15 protein-coding genes and 1 riboswitch are annotated in these 17,861 nt (G+C 68.3%); of the genes, 9 read left to right on the forward strand and 6 right to left on the reverse strand.

What is annotated here, in order from left to right:
* Positions 1 to 28 precede the first annotated feature (28 nt).
* The 7 genes from QTH86_RS26725 (at position 29) to QTH86_RS26755 (ending at position 7,220) form a co-directional block, all read left to right on the forward strand.
* Complete coding sequence (locus tag QTH86_RS26725) at positions 29 to 757, forward strand: GntR family transcriptional regulator (protein WP_286649293.1); 729 nt, start codon at positions 29 to 31, stop codon at positions 755 to 757.
* 61 nt (positions 758 to 818) lie between these two features.
* A complete protein-coding gene (locus QTH86_RS26730) occupies positions 819 to 1,652 on the forward strand; it encodes an SDR family oxidoreductase (protein ID WP_286649294.1) in 834 nt (277 codons plus the stop codon).
* The gene (locus QTH86_RS26735; protein WP_286649295.1) at positions 1,649 to 2,833 is read left to right on the forward strand and encodes a pyridoxal phosphate-dependent aminotransferase; all 1,185 of its coding nucleotides are present in this window, start codon (positions 1,649 to 1,651) and stop codon (positions 2,831 to 2,833) included. Before QTH86_RS26730 ends, QTH86_RS26735 begins: the two co-directional genes overlap by 4 nt.
* A 13-nt stretch (positions 2,834 to 2,846) precedes the next feature.
* Complete coding sequence (locus QTH86_RS26740) at positions 2,847 to 3,728, forward strand: alpha/beta fold hydrolase (RefSeq protein ID WP_286649296.1); 882 nt, start codon at positions 2,847 to 2,849, stop codon at positions 3,726 to 3,728.
* Positions 3,729 to 3,955: 227 nt separating this feature from the next.
* The gene (locus QTH86_RS26745) at positions 3,956 to 5,209 is read left to right on the forward strand and encodes a Zn-dependent hydrolase (protein ID WP_286649297.1); all 1,254 of its coding nucleotides are present in this window, start codon (positions 3,956 to 3,958) and stop codon (positions 5,207 to 5,209) included.
* A complete protein-coding gene (locus QTH86_RS26750; protein WP_286649298.1) occupies positions 5,206 to 6,147 on the forward strand; it encodes a cupin domain-containing protein in 942 nt (313 codons plus the stop codon). Before QTH86_RS26745 ends, QTH86_RS26750 begins: the two co-directional genes overlap by 4 nt.
* 95 nt (positions 6,148 to 6,242) lie before the next feature.
* Positions 6,243 to 7,220 carry a tripartite tricarboxylate transporter substrate binding protein gene (locus tag QTH86_RS26755; RefSeq protein WP_286649299.1) on the forward strand — a complete coding sequence of 326 codons (978 nt, stop codon included), beginning with the start codon at positions 6,243 to 6,245 and terminating at the stop codon, positions 7,218 to 7,220.
* A gap of 53 nt (positions 7,221 to 7,273) precedes the next feature.
* On the opposite strand, the gene QTH86_RS26760 is transcribed toward QTH86_RS26755, so the two are convergent.
* Together QTH86_RS26760 and QTH86_RS26765 are read right to left on the reverse strand one after the other, a co-directional pair.
* Positions 7,274 to 8,716, reverse strand: coding sequence for an NAD-dependent succinate-semialdehyde dehydrogenase (locus tag QTH86_RS26760; RefSeq protein WP_286649300.1), 1,443 nt, complete (start codon positions 8,714 to 8,716; stop codon positions 7,274 to 7,276).
* 103 nt (positions 8,717 to 8,819) lie between these two features.
* Positions 8,820 to 9,422 (reverse strand): TetR/AcrR family transcriptional regulator, encoded by a 603-nt coding sequence (locus QTH86_RS26765; RefSeq protein ID WP_286649301.1) that lies wholly within the window; start codon positions 9,420 to 9,422, stop codon positions 8,820 to 8,822.
* Positions 9,423 to 9,513: 91 nt separating this feature from the next.
* Between QTH86_RS26765 and QTH86_RS26770 the strand changes: the two genes are divergently transcribed.
* Positions 9,514 to 10,752 (forward strand): MFS transporter, encoded by a 1,239-nt coding sequence (locus QTH86_RS26770; protein ID WP_286649302.1) that lies wholly within the window; start codon positions 9,514 to 9,516, stop codon positions 10,750 to 10,752.
* A gap of 19 nt (positions 10,753 to 10,771) precedes the next feature.
* Here the strand turns inward: QTH86_RS26770 and QTH86_RS26775 are convergent, their stop codons facing one another.
* The 4 genes from QTH86_RS26775 to QTH86_RS26790 all read right to left on the reverse strand — a co-directional run bounded on the left by QTH86_RS26775 (position 10,772) and on the right by QTH86_RS26790 (position 16,168).
* Positions 10,772 to 11,983, reverse strand: a complete 1,212-nt coding sequence (locus tag QTH86_RS26775; protein WP_353506008.1) for an HAD-IIB family hydrolase — start codon at positions 11,981 to 11,983, stop codon at positions 10,772 to 10,774.
* Positions 11,984 to 11,999: 16 nt separating this feature from the next.
* Positions 12,000 to 13,757, reverse strand: a complete 1,758-nt coding sequence (locus QTH86_RS26780) for an ArnT family glycosyltransferase (RefSeq protein WP_286649303.1) — start codon at positions 13,755 to 13,757, stop codon at positions 12,000 to 12,002.
* A gap of 17 nt (positions 13,758 to 13,774) precedes the next feature.
* Positions 13,775 to 15,403, reverse strand: coding sequence for a peptide chain release factor 3 (locus QTH86_RS26785; protein WP_286649304.1), 1,629 nt, complete (start codon positions 15,401 to 15,403; stop codon positions 13,775 to 13,777).
* A gap of 111 nt (positions 15,404 to 15,514) precedes the next feature.
* On the reverse strand, positions 15,515 to 16,168 hold the full coding sequence (locus tag QTH86_RS26790) for a hypothetical protein (protein ID WP_286649305.1): 654 nt from the start codon (positions 16,166 to 16,168) through the stop codon (positions 15,515 to 15,517).
* 105 nt (positions 16,169 to 16,273) lie between these two features.
* A riboswitch (S-adenosyl-L-homocysteine riboswitch) is annotated at positions 16,274 to 16,342 on the forward strand.
* 77 nt (positions 16,343 to 16,419) lie between these two features.
* On the opposite strand from QTH86_RS26790, the gene ahcY reads away from it, so the two are divergent.
* Positions 16,420 to 17,859, forward strand: coding sequence for an adenosylhomocysteinase (ahcY, locus tag QTH86_RS26795; RefSeq protein ID WP_286649306.1), 1,440 nt, complete (start codon positions 16,420 to 16,422; stop codon positions 17,857 to 17,859).
* Positions 17,860 to 17,861: the final 2 nt, after the last annotated feature.

Here is a 17,861-nt window from a genome sequence, read left to right on the forward strand (position 1 = left end):
GACAACCACAAGAAAGAAGGCAACACACATGGAGTCCAACCCACCCGACATGGCGGAGCCCTCGGCACTGCGCGAGCGCCAGCGCGGCAAGGGCGCCACGCTCTCCGACGAACTCAAGGACACGCTCGAAGACCTGATCGTCAGCGGCGTGATGAAGCCCGGCGCGCGGCTCGACGAAGCCGAGCTGGCGGAGCGCTTCAAGGTGTCTCGCACGCCGGTGCGCGAAGCGCTCAAGGCGCTGGCCGCCACCGGCCTGGTCGACCTGCGCAGCCGCCAGGGCGGCGTGTGCGTGGCGCGCATCTCGCTGCCGATGCTCATCGAGATGTTCCAGATGATGGCCGTGATGGAGGGCCTGTGCGCCAAGTTCGCGGCGCGCCGCGCCACCGAGGCGCAGAAGCAGCGCCTGAACAGCCTGCACGAAGACCTGACCCGCATCCTCGCCTCCGGTGACCACTCGCGCTTCTACGACGTGAACCAGGATTTCCACGACGCGCTGTACGAAGCCTCGAACACCCAGTACCTGGCCGACCAGACGCGTGCGCTGCGCAAGCGCGTGCGCGTGTACCGCCGCTACGTCACCTTCCAGCCCGGCCGCATGAACGCGACCATCGGCGAGCACGGCGCCATCCTCGAAGCCATCACGCGCAACGACCCGAAGGCCGCGTTCAGCGCCGCCATCGACCACGTGAGCCTGCTCGAGGACGACATCGTCGACCTGGTCGCCGCGCTGACCGAACAGGACACCGGCGCCGCGTGACGCGCTCTTTCCCTTTCCCATTGACCCCGCATCGACAGACTGCATCCCAGGACATCACGCCATGAAACTCGAACTCGAAGGCAAGACCGTGCTCGTCACTGGTGCCTCCAAGGGCATCGGCCTGGCCGCCGCCCATGCATTCGCAGCCGAAGGCTGCCACCTGCAACTGGCCGCACGCGATGGCGCCGCGCTGGCTGCCGCGAAGGAAGCCATCGAAAAGACCCATGCGGTGCGCGTGCAGATCCATCCGATGGATCTGGCCGCGCCCGGTGCCATGGCACAGCTCGCCGAAGCGGCCGGGCACATCGACATCCTCGTGAACAACGCAGGCGACATTCCCTCGGGCCCGATCGAGTCGCTCGACTTCGCCGCCGTGCGCCGCGGCTTCCAGCTCAAGGTGCTGGGCTACATGGAGCTCAGCCAGATCTACTACGCACGCATGAAGGCCGCGGGCGGCGGCGTGATCGTCAACGACATCGGCAACTCCGGCGAGAACTGGGACGCCAACTACATCGCCGGCTCCACCGGCAACGCAGCCGTCATGGCCTTCACCCGCGCCCTCGGTGGCGTGAGCCTGGACGACGGCATTCGCGTGGTCGGCGTGAACCCCGGCCCGGTGGCCACCGACCGCATGGTCAAGCTCATGAAGCGCCGCGCGCTCGACACCCACGGCGACGAAGGCCGCTGGGAAGAGCTGTTCGACAACTACCCGGGCGGCCGTCCTGCCACGCCGGAGGAGGTCGCCGAGCTGATGGTGTTCCTGGCCTCGCCGCGCGCGGGCTACATCACCGGCACGGTGGTGACCATCGACGGTGGCATTGCCGCACGCGGCTCGATCATCAAGACCAGCAAGAAGGCGATGGCAGCCGAGCAGGCGCGGAAGGTGGCGGCGTGAGCGCCGTGCTGAAGGCCGTGCCGACGGCGTCGTCGACATCGTCGGTCATGGCCGATGCCGAGACCCGCAACCAGTACTTCGACCGGCTGTTCTCCAACCCCGCGCTGATGTGGCTGGGCCAGAACACCAACCACTTCCCGCTGCACCCCGCGGTGCGCCAGGCGCTGCATGACGCCATCGACGACGAGAGCTTCCACGCCTATGCGCCGCCGCTCGGCATGGAGGCGCTGCGTGCGGCCATCGTGGCCGACCTGGGCGTCCCCGGCCAGTCGGCCGTCGTCACCGATGGCGCGGTCGCCGCGCTGGCGCTGGCCTGCCGCGCCTTCTGCGTGGCCGGCAAGGGCTTCGTCACCACCGACCCCGGTTGGAAGTGGCCGCTGGGCTTCGCGGCCAAGGCGGGCTCGACGATCACCGAGATCCCGATCTACGGGCCCGAGTACGGCTTCAAGCTCTCGGCCGAGGCGCTCGCCGCATCGACCGACGCGAACACCGCGGTCATCTACCTGGTCGACCCGAACAACCCGCTGGGTACCACCTACACCGAGGATGAGATCCGTGCCTTCGCGGCGCGTGCGCGCGAGATCGGCGCGATCCTCATCCACGACTGCACCTACCGCGACTTCGCCGACAGCCACACGCTGGCCGCGCGCTTCTACCCGGAAGGCACGGTGACCATCGTGAGCTTCTCGAAGTGGCTGGGCCTGGCCGGCCTGCGCCTGGGCGCGCTCGTTGCCGCGCCCGAGCTGCTGGCGCGCATCCTGCCGCATTCGCAGGCCCCGCTGGGCGCGAGTGTGCTGGCGCAGCGCGCGGCCATCGCCGGGCTCGCGGTGAAGGACGAATGGATGGCAGAGGTGATCGCCAAGCAGCGCGAGAACCAGCAGATGATCGTCGACGCCTTCGCCCGGCTGCCCGGCTTCGAAGTGCCGGTGTTTCCGTCGCAGGCCAACTTCATCGTGGTGGAGTGCAGCAAGGCGGGCGTGACGCCGGAGGCGCTGGTCACCGCGCTGGGCGAGCACGACATCATGGTGCGTCAGGGCACGTACCACACGCCGCGCTTCGGCCACCGCTTCATCAAGATTTCGACGACCGTGCCCAAGGCTTGGGCGCAGGCGCTGTGCGACGTGCTGCCGCAGGCCGTCGAACGTGCGAAGACGCTGCCGGCCACGGCCGCGCTGTTCTGACCGAGGAACGACGATGCCTTTCGCCACCACCCCCGACGGCGTTCGCCTGTACTACGAGACCGCCGGCAGCGGCACGCCGATCGTCTTCGTGCACGAGTTCGGCGGCGACCACCGCAGCTGGGAGCCGCAGATGCGCTACTTCGCGCGGCGCCACCAGTGCGTGACCTTCGGTGCGCGCGGCTATCCGCCGTCGGACGTGCCCACCGACGTCGAGCGCTATTCGCAGGCCACGGCGGCCGACGACATCGCCGCGGTGATGGATGCGCTGGGGCTCGCCACGGCGCACATCGTCGGCCTGTCGATGGGTGGCTTCGCCACGCTGCATTTCGGCCTGCGCCATGCGGCGCGCGCGGCGTCGCTGGTGATCGCCGGCGCGGGCTATGGCGCCGAGAAGGAGCACGAGGCCTACTTCCGCGGCGTGTCGCTGGAAGTCGCCCGGCAGTTCGAGGTGCAGGGTGCCGAGAAATTTGCGCGCACCTATTCGCTGGGCGCGAGCCGGGTGCAGTTCCAGAACAAGGACCCGCGCGGCTGGCAGGAATTCGCCACCTGGCTCGGCGAACACGACGCTGTCGGCGCGGCCAACACCATGCGCGGCGTGCAGGCGCGCCGCCCGTCGATCTACGACCTCGAGCCCGAACTGCGCGTGATGCCGGTGCCATCGCTGGTGGTCGTTGGCGACGAAGACGACCACTGCCTGCAGCCCGGCATCTTCCTCAAGAAGACCGTGCCGGCCTGCGGCCTGGCGGTGATGCCCAAGACCGGCCACACGCTGAACCTCGAGGAGCCGGCCGCCTTCAACGCGCTGCTCGCCGAGTTCTTCGCGCAGGTCGAGGCCGGCCAGTGGAAGGTGCGCGACCCGCGCGCGCTGCCCAGCCAGATCATGAAGACCGACTAGGATGAAACACCCCCGATGCGCCTGCGGCGCCCGTTGCTCGCAGCCAGAGGCTGCGGCTCTTCAGGCCGTCCAAGTCTGCGCAGGCAAACTTGGAGCCGCGGCCTTCAGCCCCTCAAGGGGGCGATACCAGCGGCCCGGCAAAGCCGGTTCCGCGGTATCCCTGGCATTCGACCGCGCTGGTTCCAGACCTGGTGCTTTGCGCAGCGCGCGGTGGAGCCGTTGACACCATGGACGATCTGCGCATCGATGGCGAGCGGCTGTGGGCGCGGCTCATGGCACTGGCGCAATGCGGCGCCACGCCTGCCGGCGGCGTGAACCGGCAGGCGCTCAGCGCGGAGGAGATCGCGTCGTGGCGCGTGATGCTCGACTGGGCGCAGGCCTGCGGCCTGGAGCCGTCGACCGATGCCGCCGGCAACCTGTTCATCGCGCTGCCCGGCGTCGACCGCGAGGCACCGCCGGTGCTGGCCGGCAGCCACCTCGACAGCCAGCCCGGTGGCGGCCGCTTCGACGGCGTCTACGGTGTGGCGGCGGCGCTGGAAGTGCTGGTCACGCTGGTCGAGCGCGGCGTGCGCCCGCCGGTCGACCTGGTGGCCGTCGCCTGGATGAACGAGGAGGGCTCGCGCTTCGCGCCCGGCATGATGGGCTCGGAAGCCTTCGCTGGCGTGCGCGACCTGGCATCGATCCGCGCCACGCGCGACGCCGACGGCGTGTCGGTCGCCGATGCGCTCGATGCGCTGCATGCCGCGTTTCCCGCGCTGCGCCGCCGCCCGCTCGGCTTTCCGGTCGCTGCCTATGTCGAGGCTCACATCGAACAAGGTCCGCTGCTTGAAGCGCAAGGGCGCGTCATCGGCGTGGTCGAGGGCATCCAGGGCAAGAAGACCTTCGATGTCGTGATCGACGGCGAGCGCGGCCATGCCGGCACGCTGGCGATGGCCGACCGGCGCGACGCGCTCGAGGCCTTCAGCCGCATCGCGAGTGCGCTCTATGCCGAAGTCGGCGGCCACGACGCGCAAGTGAAGTTCACCATCGGTCGGCTGCAGGTCGAACCGAACGCGCCATCGGTGGTGCCGGAACGCGTCACGTTGCGCATCGATCTGCGGCATCCGGACAACGCAGTGCTCGATGCATTGGGTGCGCGGCTGACCGCGTTGTGCGCGCAGCACGCCGCGCCCTGCGAGGCACGCGTGACGCCGCTGGTCGATGCGCCGTCCAATGGCTTCGACGCCGCGCTGCAGCATGCCATCGCCGATGCGGCCGAGCGCATCGGCCACTCGCACATGCCGATCCTGTCGGCGGCCGGCCACGATGCGCGGCACCTGGCGCCGCTGTGCCCGAGCGCGATGATCTTCATTCCGTGCCGCGGCGGCGTGAGCCATGCCGAGCACGAGTGGGCCGAGCCGGCGCATGTGACGGCCGGCGCGGACGTGCTGCTGCAGGTGCTCCTGCCCTATGCCATGCCTGACGAAGGAATGACGCGATGAGCGCGTCCGGCTCCGTGGCCGAACCGCCCGACATGGCCGACCTGCCGATGCAGCACGCGCAGGCACCGGCCAGCGCGGCGCAATCGCGGGCCCGCTTCTTCAACTCGGGCAATGCCTTCAACGTCAAGCTGCCCGTCGTGCCGGCGCGGGCCTTCGCGCCGCCGGCGGCCGGGTGCTACGGCGTGTTCGATTGCGACCAGTCGGCAGCGCTCGGCTGTGACTTCCCGGCGACCACGCCGCTGATGCTGGCGCGCTACGTGCAGATGGCGGCCGGCACGTCGCTCGCCATGCCGCTGCGCGCGACGGGCGTGGTCTGGTACGTGATCGCCGGCGACGGCCATCTGCAGGGTGCGAGCGAGGGCTTCGACTTCGCGGCAGGCGACGTCTTCCTGCTACCCGGTGCGCCGGACTACCGGCTCGACGCCAAGGGCGCGGATGTGCTGCTCTGGGCCGTAGGCAACGAGCCGCAACTGGCCTTCGAGCAGGGGCGCCCGGCTGCGCCGGACGACGCGCCGGTCGACCTGGTGCATTGCACGGCCGAGGAGATCGAGCGTCAGTTCGCTCTGATCTTTTCCATGGGCACCAGCGACGAGACTTCCGGTCGCGCGCTCATCTTCTCGTCAGAGCGGCAGGCAGCGGCGCGCAATCTCACGCCGACGCTGACGTTGAGCTTCAACACGCTGGAACCGCACACGCACCAGCGTGCACATCGCCACAACTCGGCGGCGATCACGCTGGCGGTGCAGGGCACGCGATGCCACTCGATGGTGGATGGCGTGCGCTGCCCGTGGACGCCCTGGGCCACGCTCGTCACGCCGCCCGGCGCCCCGCATTCGCACCACAACGAGGGCGAGGCCGGCGCGCGCTTCCTCATCGTCCAGGACGGCGGCCTGCACTACCACGCGCGCACGATGGGGTTCGAGTTCCTGGAACGCTGACGCACAGGTGACCGGCGCGGGACTTCACCGATTGCGGGGTGGGGTCCCGCCCGGCCCAATGGGCGGCTTCGGATCTCTCTCAGGAAGCCTTCTTCATGCAACGTCGTTCCCTCGTTTCTTTTGGTGCAGTGGCACTGGCCGGCGCTGCCGCGCTGCTCGCCCCGTTCGCGGCCCAGGCGCAGGCCTTCCCCACCCGGCCGGTCAAGCTCGTCATCGCCTTCCCGGCCGGCGGCCCCACCGACATCACGATGCGGCAGCTGGCCGACAACGCCAGCAAGATCCTCGGCCAGCCGGTCATCGTCGACAACAAGCCCGGCGCCGGTGGCACGCTGCCCGCGCAGGCGCTGCAGGGCACGCCGGCCGACGGCTACACCGTGGCGCAGATCCCGCTCGGCGTGTTCCGGCTCGGCTACACCACCAAGATCAACTGGGACCCGATCAAGGACATCAGCTACGTCATCAACGTGACCGGCTATGCCTTCGGCATCGTGGTGCCGGCCGACAGCCCCTTCAAGACCTGGAAGGACTTCGTCGACTACGCCAAGGCCAACCCCGGCAAGCTGAGCTACGGCTCGACCGGAACACTGACCAGCCCGCACCTCACCACCGAACGCATCGCGCAGCAGGCCGGCATCCAGCTGCAGCACATCCCCTACAAGGGCAGCGCCGACCTGATGCTCGCGCTGCAGAGCGGGCAGCTGATGGCGGGCGCCGACAGCACCGGCTTCGCCACGCTGGTCGAGGCCGGCAAGCTGCGCGTGCTCAACACCTGGGGCGAGAAGCGCCTGGCCAAGTTCCCTGACGCGCCCACGCTGAAGGAACTGGGCTACGACATCGTGCAGAACTCACCCTTCGGCATCGGCGCGCCCAAGGGCACGCCGCCCGAGGTGGTCAAGAAGTTGCACGACGCCTTCAAGCAGGCGATGGAAGAGCCGAGCTACGTCGCCGCGCTCGGCAAGTACGACATGCTGCCCGACTACAAGAGCAGCGCCCAGTACGCCCAGTTCGCGCAGGACACGGTGGCGCGCGAAAAGGTGATCATCGAGAAGCTGGGGCTGGCGAAAGGCCAATGAAAAAAGCCGCTACCAGGCGGTAGCGGCTTCGATGCCTGGAGGGCGGGTGGCGATCAAGCCGCCATGATCGAGACGGCCTTCGTGTTGAGGTACGCCTCGACAGCCTCCGGGCCGCCTTCCGAGCCGTAGCCCGAATCCTTCACGCCGCCGAAGGGCATTTCCGGCGAGGGCGTGGCGGGCTGGTTGATCCAGAGCATGCCCACTTCGACGCGACGCGCCAGCTGGTGCGCGTTTTTGATCGAGGTGGTGAACGCATAGCCGGCCAGGCCGAAGGGCAGGCGGTTGGATTCGGCAATGGCTTCGTCCAGCGTGTCGAAGCCACGGATGGCGGCGACCGGGCCGAAGGGTTCGTTGTTGAAGATATCCGAGTCGAGCGAGACATCCGTCAGCACGGTCGGCGCGAAGAAGTTGCCGCTGCTGCCCACGCGCTCGCCGCCGGTCGCGACCTTGGCGCCGGTGGCTTGCGCGTCCTGCACGACCTTGGCCATGGCGGTCAGGCGGCGGTCGTTGGCGAGGGGGCCGAGGGTCGTGCCTTCGGCCAGGCCGTCGCCGAGCTTCAGGCTCTGCGCGTGCTTCACCAGCAGCTGCGCGAACTCGGCCTTCAGGCTGTTGTGCACCAGGAAGCGGGTCGGCGAGATGCAGACCTGGCCGGCGTTGCGGAACTTGGCCGCACCGGCCGCCTTCACGGCCAGCGCGACGTCGGCGTCTTCCGCCACGATCACCGGGGCATGGCCGCCCAGTTCCATCGTCGCGCGCTTCATGTGCTGGCCGGCGAGGGCGGCGAGCTGCTTGCCGACCGGGGTCGAACCGGTGAAGGTGATCTTGCGGATCACCGGATGCGGGATCAGGTAGGTCGAGATCTCGGCCGGGTCGCCGAAGACCAGGCCCACGGTGCCGGCCGGCACGCCGGCGTCGACGAAGGCCTTGATCAGCTGCGCCGGCGACGCGGGCGTTTCTTCCGGTGCCTTCACCAGGAACGAGCAGCCGGCGGCCAGCGCGGCGCCGAGCTTGCGCACCACCTGGTTGATCGGGAAGTTCCACGGCGTGAAGGCTGCGACGGGGCCGACCGGCTCCTTCATCACCAGTTGCTGCGCGGCCAGGTTGCGCGAGGGCACGATGCGGCCGTACACGCGGCGGCCTTCGTCGGCGAACCATTCGATGATGTCGGCGGCGGCCAGCGTCTCGACGCGGGCCTCGGCCAGCGGCTTGCCCTGCTCCTGCGTGAGCAGCGGGGCGATCTGGTCGGCGCGTTCGCGGATCAGGCCGGCGGCGCGACGCATGATCGCGGCGCGCTCGTTGGCCGGCACGTCGCGCCAGGCTTCGAAGCCCTTCTGCGCAGCGGCCAGCGCGCGGTCGAGGTCGGCGATGCCGGCGTGGGCGACCTGGCCGATCACCTGGCCGGTGGCGGGGTTACGGACATCGAGCGTCTTGCCGCTCTTGGCATCGACCCATTCATTGGCGATGAGCAGTTGGGTCGAAGGGTAGGAAGTGGTCATGAGGCGTCTTTCGTCGGACAACGGATGGAAAAGAAAGCGGGGAAGTCGGGGCCCGTCGCGGGCCGTCTTGGTCGGGCATCGGCACGGGGCCGAGCACGGCATGCTACGCCACCGGTGGCGCCCGACCCTCGGGCGGCGGAGTGCCCACGATGGCGAAAAGCTCATCGACCAGCTGCTGGGCGAACGACGGCTTCACGGGCTCGGCGCCGAAGATCAGCCGGAACACGATCGGTGCCACCACATGGTCGATGACCTGGCGCGGCTCGGGCAGGGGCGCGTCGTCGCCGCGCGCACGGCGGTTGGCGATGAGCGTGTTGGCTTCGGCGCGGCGGTTGCACAGGCAGTCGGCGTCGCGGCCCGTCGCCAGGGCGGACGCGGCCTTCAGCAGCGAGGTGCAGCGCGGCTGCGACAGGTGTTCGATGAGTTCGCGGGCCCAGGCCGTGAGGTCGGCGCGCAGGTCGCCGGTGTCGGGCAGCGGCCGCTGCGGATCCAGCCGGTGCGTGGCGGTTTCGTTCAGCAGGCCGGCGAGGTCGCCCCAGCGGCGATAGATGCTGGACGCGCTGACGCCGGCGCGTTCGGCCACCGCCGGCACGGTGACCTTGTCGCGGCCCTGCTCGGCGACCAGTTCCTCCAGTGCCCTGCGTACCACGGCCTGCACCTGGGCACTGCGGCCCCCGGGCCGGCGAAGGATGGGTGTGGCTTCCATGCGGCCACTCTAACGCAAAACTCATTGCTTTTACAAACGAGCCTGCCTAGAATCCTCGCAAAAGCGAATCTCATTGCTTTAAAGGATTGCCATGCCGACGCCGTCTGCCTCCCCCGCGCTCGCCACCAAGATGAACCCGCCCTGGCGGCTGTCTGCCGGCGCCGCCTTTGCGCTGCTGGGCGCCGTGCTGTTCAGCTTCTTTCTCGCCGCCGCCGCGCCGTCGCCGCTGTTCGTGCTGTTTCAGCACCAATGGGGCTTTTCCTCGTCGCTGCTCACCGTGGCCTTCGCCGTCTATGCGCTCGCGCTGCTGGCCTCGCTGCTGGTCGCCGGCTCCTTGTCGGACCACATCGGCCGGCGCCCGGTGATCATCGCGGCGCTGGTGTTGCAGGCGGGCGCGATGGTGATGTTCCTGCTGTCGCGTGGCATCGGCGGCATCATCGCGGCGCGCGTGGTGCAGGGCCTGGCCACCGGCATCGCCAGCGGCACCCTCAGCGCGGCGGTGGTGGAGGCAGCGCCGGCCGCACACAAGCGCCTTGGCACGCTGATCACCAGCATCTCGCCGCTCGCCGGACTGGCCGTCGGTGCCGCGCTGACCGGGCTGACCGTGTCGCTGTCGGTCGATCCGGTGCCGCTCGTCTTCGGCGTGCTCGCGCTGGTGCTGGCCGTCGGCGCGGTGGCCGCCTTCTTCCTGCCCGAGAGCGTCACGCCACGGCCCGGTGCCTGGGCGTCGTTGGTGCCGCGCGTCGCCGTTCCGCAGCGCGCCCGCGCCGAGTTCCTGCGCGCGCTGCCGGTGCTGGCCCCGACCTGGGCGCTGGCCGGTCTTTTCCTGTCGCTGGTGCCATCGCTGCTGCGCACGGTATTCGGTATCGACAGCGGCGTCGTCAACGGCCTGGCGATCGCCACGCTCTTCGGCGTGGGGGCGGCGTCGCCGGCGCTCATGGCGCGCTTCGGTGCGCGGGTCCGGGTGATCGCGATGCTCTGTGTCGCGGCCGGCGCGGCGCTGCTGATCGCCGCCTTCTACAGCGGCTCGGCCGCGCTTTTCTTCGTGGCCGCGGGCGTCGCAGGCCTGGGCTTCGGCTCGTCCTTCTCCGCGATGATCCAGGCGCTTTCGCCGCTGGCGCAGGCCAACGAGCGTGCCGAGCTGTTCGCGGCCGTCTTCATGGTGAGCTACCTGGCCTTCAGCGTGCCGGCGATGGTCGCGGGCCAGCTCATTGCGCCGTTGGGTCTGCGCGCCACGGCCGAAGGCTACGCGGCCTTGCTGGTGCTGGTGTCGTTGGTCGGTGTGTGGGCGCAGTGGCGCGCCGCGTTCGGCGCCACCGCCGAACGCTGAGCCCGCGCGGCGGGTGCGATCAGCGCGCCGAAAGAATCGCCGCAGCCACTTCGGCGAAGCCGGCGCCGCGTTCGCCCGGGGTCACGTAGTGCGGCAGGTGCGCCAGCTTCGGCACGAAGCGCGCGATGTTGGCCACACCGATGCTGTGCGCGAAGGCTTCGAACATGCGCTGGTCGTTGGTGGAATCGCCGACATAGGCCCATCGGTCCTTCTCGGCATCGAGCTCGCGGCCCCACAGCAGGCGCGTGATCCACCGTGCGCCGACGAGCTTGTCGTGGTCGCCGTACCAGCCGTTGATGTGGATGCTGCTGACCGTGGCGTGCATGCCTTCGCTGCGCATCAGCGCCACGACCGCGGCGATCTGCGCATCGTCGAGGTGCTGGAATTCGCTGTGGTCGATGGCGATGTCCGTTTCTCGCCCTGGAGAGTCGGTGGCGCGATGCGCGCCGGGGATCTCACGCTCGATGCGCGCCAGCACCTGTTGCATGCGCGCGTAGTTGGCGCTTCGGGTCGACCCATCCTGCAGGTAGCGCTTCGACGGTGCCTCGCCCGGATGCGTCGGCGGCATCAGTGCCACAGCCCCGTTCTCCGCCACGATGGCGTCGATCGGCCAGATGGCGGCGAAGGGCTCGCTCCACCCGACCGGCCGCCCGGTGATCGCCACCACCTGCAGTCCAGCCGCCTTCAGCGCGGCCAGCGCAGCCAATGCGTCAGGCGTGATCGCGCCTTCGGTGGTGAGGGTGTCGTCGATGTCGGTGAAGACACCGACCAGCGCCCCGCGTGATGCGGCGGGCCATTGCGCCAGGGGCAGCATGCGTTCCTGGGTGGGGCGGTGCGAGAGGAGCATTCGTGCGGCGGTGAAGTTGGAGATCAGGCCGATGCAACTGCCCAGCGCGACGCCGATGGTCGGCGCGGCAGCCCCGGGCATCCAGTGCAGGGTCAGCACGTACACGGTGTAGTTGATGGCGGCGCCGCCGAGCATCGAGGTGATGTAGGTGAGGTATTCGCGCCCGATCGACAGCCGCGCGTGTGACCCTGGTGCAGGGCGGAATGTGAACGTGCGATTGAGCCCCCACGTGCAGGTCGCCGCCGCGAGGAAGGATACGGCGCGTGCCAGATACCAGCCTAACCAGGGCGCCAGCAGGTACAACACCGCAAGGTCGACGAGCAGGCCGGCGATGCCGACCATGCCGAACTGGACAAACCGGTGGTTGAAGAGCGCCTTCAGCATGCGCGAGGCGCGTACATCATGGCGCGACGGGCGGCTTGAGCTTGTAGAGCTTCACGGCGCCCTCGGTCCAGACACGCTCGAAATAGCGCTCGAACTCCGGCTGCGACGCCACGCCTGGAAATCGCTCCGAATGGATGGCCAGGGCATCGAAGTGTTCCTGGGTCAGCTTCCGGTGAAGTTGGGCGGGGGGTAGCGACGCATAGTCCGAGTAGCGCCAGGGCCCGAAGACTTCGCCCCAGATCGGCTGCGGTGCGTAGTAGAGCGAATCCTCGCTGCCGAGTTGGTAGATGCGGCCCACAGGGTGCGTCTTCAGGTGCGCCCAGAGCGGGTAGCCGGGGACGCGCTGTGTGAGCAACGCCGCGCGTGCCTCGGGCGTGGGTGAAATCCGCTTCCAATACCGGACGATTTCCGCTGTGGCCATGAGCGTGAGATAGATCAGCAGCAGGGTTGCCGCCACCTTCACGACCACGCGTTGGCGCAGAGCGGGAATCGCCGTGGACGCAAGGCGGATCAGGTACATGCTGCTGGCGGCCGACAGCAGCACCAGCACGGGATAGGCAGACAAGAGGTAGCGTGGGTAGGGCACGCTGGCCGCCCAGGTCAGGGTCATGTAGCCGCCCATGATCAGCGCGCGGCGCACGGCCATGCTGCGTCGCAGGGCCGGGATGAAAGGCACCACAAGCGCCGGCCACAAGGGCCAGGCAGGCCAGCCTCGCGCGCGTCGGAGGTCTTCGAACTGCCAGTGGTGATCGGAGGCGTTCCAGTCCGTGAAGCCGAAGATTCGTCCTCCCATGGGGTTGAACGGATCCCCCGTCAGCAAAGCATTCCGGCCATACCAGTAGATGCACGGGACGAGCAAGGCACCGACAACGAGCAGCCACGTCGTCGGGCGTCGATCGCGCCAGATCAGACCCACGGCAAACAACGGCAGCAGCGTCAACGCCTGGTACTTCGAGCCCACTGCGAGCCCCAGCGCGAAGGCGCAGGGCAGCAGCCACCGGCGGTCGTCGGTGGACCGCCATGCTTGGTAGGACGCGCCGGCGACCAGCACGAACAGCGCGACGCCCATGTCCACATAGGCTCGGATGAACTCGTCCGCGGCCAACAGCACCCACAACGACGCGGCCACGCAAGCGGTCAAACGGTCGAGGTGCTGAACGCCCAGGCGATAGATCAACCACGCCGTGAGCCAGCCCGCCAATGCATGCAGCAGATGGGGCAGCACGTCGTTGCCGAAGAGCAGGGCCCCCGCATACAACAGATCAAAGTCATATGGGAACCATGGATAGCGCAGCCATTCGTTCACCGTCAGGCGGCCGCTGACGGCCCACTGCTGCGCATGCGGCAGGTGGTACATCAGCTCATCCCATTGGGTGGGTGGGGGCAGCGGCGCGGTCAGCGTCGACAGCAGGACGGCTGCAAGCGCGGCCAGGCCCCAGCGATCAGAGCGCGGCATCTCCTGCCAGCCGGGGCGCCAGGCAGGCCAGCGGAGAAGGGGTTTGTGTGCCAGCACATGCCATGCGCCGAGCAGCATCCCGACCGCGATCAGGAGGCCGACGTAGAACGCGGTCAGTTGCCCGGCGATCGCCAGGCCTTGCAGTACGCAGATGCTGATACCCAGACCCAGCGTGATGGCCAGCGGCGCGCCCAGGCGCATTGCCGGATCACGATCGATCTTCAGCAGGCGCAGCAACGCCTCACCCCATCCCCAGCATGCGGCCACGACCAGTGCGAGCGCGCCGTACTGGCCCAGCAGGAACTCGAGCTTGTTCATGGTCTCCCCGTCCCCCTCTAGCCCGCCGACTGCAACGCCAGCCCCGCATGCTCCCGCAGCGGGTGGAAGTGGATCTTGGGAAAGCGCTCCTGTGCCAGGCGCACGTCATAGGGCGAGGTGCAGAGGTAGGCCAGCGTGTTGGCGGCGTCGAGCGCCATGCGCGCCGGGTAGGCGTTGACGAATTCGCGCAGCTCGGCCGGCGTGTCGGCGGTGATCCACCGGGCGCCGGTGTACTGGCAGCCTTCGAGGCGCACGTCGGCGTCGTACTCGGCCTTCAGGCGGTGTTGCACGACTTCGAACTGGAGTTGCCCCACGGCGCCCAGCAGCATCGGGCCGCCGACCTCCGGGCGGAAGACCTGGATCGCGCCTTCTTCGCCGAGCTGGGCCAGGCCCTGCTGCAGCTGCTTGGTGCGCAGCGGGTTCTTCAGGATCACCGTCATGAAGAGTTCTGGCGCGAAGAAGGGCAGGCCGGTGAACATCAGGTTGGCGCCGTCGGTGATGGTGTCGCCCAATTGCACGCCGCCGTGCGTGGTGAAACCGACGATGTCGCCGGCGTAGGCTTCCTCGACCGCTTCGCGGCGCTGGCTCATGAAGGTCACGACGCTGGTGGGGCGCAGTTCCTTCGACGTGCGCTGCACCTTGAGCTTCATGCCCGGCGTGTACTTGCCCGACGCCATGCGCACGAAGGCGATGCGGTCGCGGTGGTTGGCGTCCATGTTGGCCTGCACCTTGAACACCACACCGGCGAAGTCCTTGTCCTCGGGCAGGATCTCTTTCACCACCGGCTGGCGGTTGACCAGGGTCGTGCTGGTGCGCGACTGCGGTGGCGGCGCCAGGTCGACCAGCGCGTCGAGCACTTCCATCACGCCGAAGTTGTTCACGCCGGAGCCGAAGAACACCGGCGTCTGCTTGCCGGCGAGGAAGGCCGCATGGTCCCAGGTGGGCGATGCGCCGGTGGCGAGCTCCATGCTGTCCATGGCCGATTCGAAGTCGGCACCGAAGCGCTTGGTCAGCGTGTCGCGATCGCTCAGCGGGATGGTCTCGAAATCGTCCGACAGGCGCTCCTTGCCGGACTCGAACACCGTCATCGCCTGCGTGCGCAGGTTCATGATCCCGCGGAACGACTTGCCCTGGCCGACCGGCCAAGTCATCGGCACGCAGGGCATGCCGAGCTCGCGCTCCACCTCGTCGAGGATGTCGAGCGGCTCGCGCACCTCGCGGTCCATCTTGTTGACGAAGGTGATGATGGGCGTGTCGCGCTGGCGGCAGACCTCGATCAGCCGGCGGGTCTGCGCTTCCACGCCGTTGGCCGCGTCGATCACCATCAGCGCCGAGTCGACGGCGGTCAGCACCCGGTAGGTGTCTTCCGAGAAGTCCTTGTGACCGGGCGTGTCGAGCAGGTTGATCACGTGGTCGCGGTACAGCATCTGCATGACCGACGAGGCCACCGAGATGCCGCGCTGCTTTTCGATTTCCATCCAGTCGGACGTGGCATGGCGCGAGGCCTTGCGCGCCTTCACCGAGCCGGCGATCTGGATCGCGCCGGAGAAGAGCAGCAGCTTTTCGGTGAGCGTGGTCTTGCCGGCGTCGGGGTGGGAAATGATCGCGAAGGTGCGACGGCGGCGGGTTTCGGATTCGAAGGTCATGGCGTGAACGCGGGGCGCGCGAAGAACGGTGAGCGCGTGGCGCTCACGGCGCGGCGGCTACGCAAAGCCGACGATTTTAGCGAGCACCCCCGGGTCGCGAGGGCGCGGGGCTCACATCGGCGGTGTGAAGCCGTTGCGGCCCGCGATCACGCGCAGCGCGGTCGGCGTGCCGTTGCGCTCCTGCGCGTTGACCAGCACCTTGGCGCCCGGAGTCAGCAGGGCGTCGGTGGCGGGCTTGAAGGTGACGACCGGAACGTTCGGCGGAACGATCACCGTCTTCTCGCCGCCCTTGTAGCTGAGATTGAGCTGCTGGCCGCCGCGTACCGACGCCGGTGCCGCCGCCAGGTCGGCCACGGTCGCATTGGTCATCGTGCTTTGCGGTTGCAGATCCCACGGGAAATGACCCTCACCGGTGCCGCGGGCGGCTTCGGGAAACACCAGCACCTCGAGTGCCTTTTGCGTGCCGTCGGGCTGCGGCATCGCGGCGGTGCCGATGAAGCTGCCTTGCTTGATGTCGGCCAGCTTGATGCGGTAGACCTCCGACACCGGCAGGTTCGGCACGCGCGCCATGCTGACGACCTCGCCGCCGCGGTCCTTGACGATGAGTTTGTTCGTGTCTGCATAGACGACGGTGCCGCGAATGCGGACGGTCGATGCTGCGAGTACGGCGGCACTCTGCGCCGATGCCTGGATCGGCAGCGCGATGGTGCAGGCGAGCACGGCGGCGGCCGCGAGGGCGAAGGAGGGTTGATGGACGCCGTACATGGGGCCTCGGGTTGTCGGTCGATGAATCAATGTAGTCCTTTCGGCTTCCATGCGCCGCCGTGGATCAACTTGACCCGTTCGATCGACGGGCTGGGCTAAAATCCTGGCTCCGAGGAGCGTTGCAGCGCCGTCAGGCGTGAGGCTCGGACCCCATCGCAACCACGCTCATCCGCTGTTCTCGCGGTGAGTCCATTTCCGGTCGAACCTCACGAGTGCAGCGGCAGTTCTGTCAAACCTGCCCTGGAGTTCTCATGAGCGCTGTTCTCAAGCCCACCCCCGTCGCCACCGCCGACCAAGCCATTGCCGACCTGTCCCTTGCCGCCTGGGGCCGCAAGGAAATTCGCATCGCCGAAACCGAAATGCCCGGCCTGATGGCCATCCGCCAGGAATTCGCCAAGGGCCAACCGCTCAAGGGCGCGCGCATCACCGGTTCGCTGCACATGACGATTCAGACGGCGGTGCTGATCGAAACGCTGCAGGCCCTGGGTGCCGATGTGCGCTGGGCTTCGTGCAACATCTTCTCGACGCAGGACCACGCCGCTGCCGCCATCGCCGCCGCCGGCACGCCGGTGTTTGCAATCAAGGGCGAGTCGCTGACCGACTACTGGGACTACACCCACTCGATCTTCGACTTCGGCCCCAAGGGTTCGAAGGGCGAAGGCCCGAACATGATCCTGGACGACGGCGGCGACGCGACGCTGCTGATGCACCTGGGCCAGCGCGCCGAGAAGGACCAGAGCGTGCTGGCCAACCCGACCAGCGAAGAAGAACGCATTCTCTACGCCGCGATCAAGGCCAAGCTGGCGGTCGATTCGACCTGGTACACCCGCAAGTCGGCCGAGATCATCGGCGTGACCGAAGAGACGACCACCGGCGTGCACCGCCTCAACGAGATGTCGGCCAAGGGCACGCTGCTGTTCCGCGCCATCAACGTCAACGACTCGGTCACCAAGAGCAAGTTCGACAACCTGTATGGCTGCCGTGAATCGCTGGTCGACGGCATCAAGCGCGCCACCGACGTGATGATCGCCGGCAAGGTCGCCTGCGTGGCTGGCTACGGCGACGTGGGCAAGGGCTCGGCCCAGGCCCTGCGCGCACTGAGCGCCCAGGTGTGGGTCACCGAGATCGACCCGATCAACGCGTTGCAGGCCGCCATGGAAGGCTACAAGGTCGTGACGATGGAATACGCCGCCGACAAGGCCGACATCTTCGTGACGACCACCGGCAACAAGGACGTGATCCGCCACGAGCACATGGCTGCCATGAAGGACCAGGCGATCGTCTGCAACATCGGCCACTTCGACAACGAGATCGACGTCGCGTCGATCGAGAAGTACGAGTGGGAAGAGATCAAGCCGCAGGTCGACCACATCACCTTCCCGGACGGCAAGAAGATCATCCTGCTGGCCAAGGGCCGCCTGGTGAACCTGGGCTGCGGCACGGGCCACCCGAGCTTCGTGATGTCGTCGTCGTTCGCCAACCAGACCATCGCGCAGATCGAGCTGTTCACCAAGCCCAACGCGTACGAAGCCGGCAAGGTCTACGTGCTGCCCAAGCACCTCGACGAGAAGGTCGCGCGCCTGCACCTGAAGAAGGTCGGCGCGATGCTGACCGAACTGACGGACGCGCAAGCCGCCTACATCGGCGTGAACAAGGCGGGTCCGTACAAGGCGGACACGTACCGCTACTGATC

The sequence above is a fragment of the Variovorax sp. J2L1-78 genome (assembly GCF_030317205.1).
GTDB classification, from domain to species: Bacteria; Pseudomonadota; Gammaproteobacteria; order Burkholderiales; family Burkholderiaceae_C; genus Variovorax; species Variovorax arabinosiphilus.

Excerpts from the sequence above, each read along its gene's own strand:
- QTH86_RS26725 (WP_286649293.1), top strand. The coding sequence starts at position 29 with ATGGAGTCCAACCCACCCGACATGGCGGAGCCCTCGGCACTGCGCGAG.
- QTH86_RS26730 (WP_286649294.1), top strand. The coding sequence starts at position 819 with ATGAAACTCGAACTCGAAGGCAAGACCGTGCTCGTCACTGGTGCCTCC.
- QTH86_RS26740 (WP_286649296.1), top strand. The coding sequence starts at position 2,847 with ATGCCTTTCGCCACCACCCCCGACGGCGTTCGCCTGTACTACGAGACC.
- QTH86_RS26745 (WP_286649297.1), top strand. The coding sequence starts at position 3,956 with ATGGACGATCTGCGCATCGATGGCGAGCGGCTGTGGGCGCGGCTCATG.
- QTH86_RS26750 (WP_286649298.1), top strand. The coding sequence starts at position 5,206 with ATGAGCGCGTCCGGCTCCGTGGCCGAACCGCCCGACATGGCCGACCTG.
- QTH86_RS26755 (WP_286649299.1), top strand. The coding sequence starts at position 6,243 with ATGCAACGTCGTTCCCTCGTTTCTTTTGGTGCAGTGGCACTGGCCGGC.
- QTH86_RS26760 (WP_286649300.1), bottom strand. The coding sequence starts at position 8,716 with ATGACCACTTCCTACCCTTCGACCCAACTGCTCATCGCCAATGAATGG.
- QTH86_RS26765 (WP_286649301.1), bottom strand. The coding sequence starts at position 9,422 with ATGGAAGCCACACCCATCCTTCGCCGGCCCGGGGGCCGCAGTGCCCAG.
- QTH86_RS26770 (WP_286649302.1), top strand. The coding sequence starts at position 9,514 with ATGCCGACGCCGTCTGCCTCCCCCGCGCTCGCCACCAAGATGAACCCG.
- QTH86_RS26775 (WP_353506008.1), bottom strand. The coding sequence starts at position 11,983 with ATGCTGAAGGCGCTCTTCAACCACCGGTTTGTCCAGTTCGGCATGGTC.
- QTH86_RS26780 (WP_286649303.1), bottom strand. The coding sequence starts at position 13,757 with ATGAACAAGCTCGAGTTCCTGCTGGGCCAGTACGGCGCGCTCGCACTG.
- QTH86_RS26785 (WP_286649304.1), bottom strand. The coding sequence starts at position 15,403 with ATGACCTTCGAATCCGAAACCCGCCGCCGTCGCACCTTCGCGATCATT.
- QTH86_RS26790 (WP_286649305.1), bottom strand. The coding sequence starts at position 16,168 with ATGTACGGCGTCCATCAACCCTCCTTCGCCCTCGCGGCCGCCGCCGTG.
- ahcY (WP_286649306.1), top strand. The coding sequence starts at position 16,420 with ATGAGCGCTGTTCTCAAGCCCACCCCCGTCGCCACCGCCGACCAAGCC.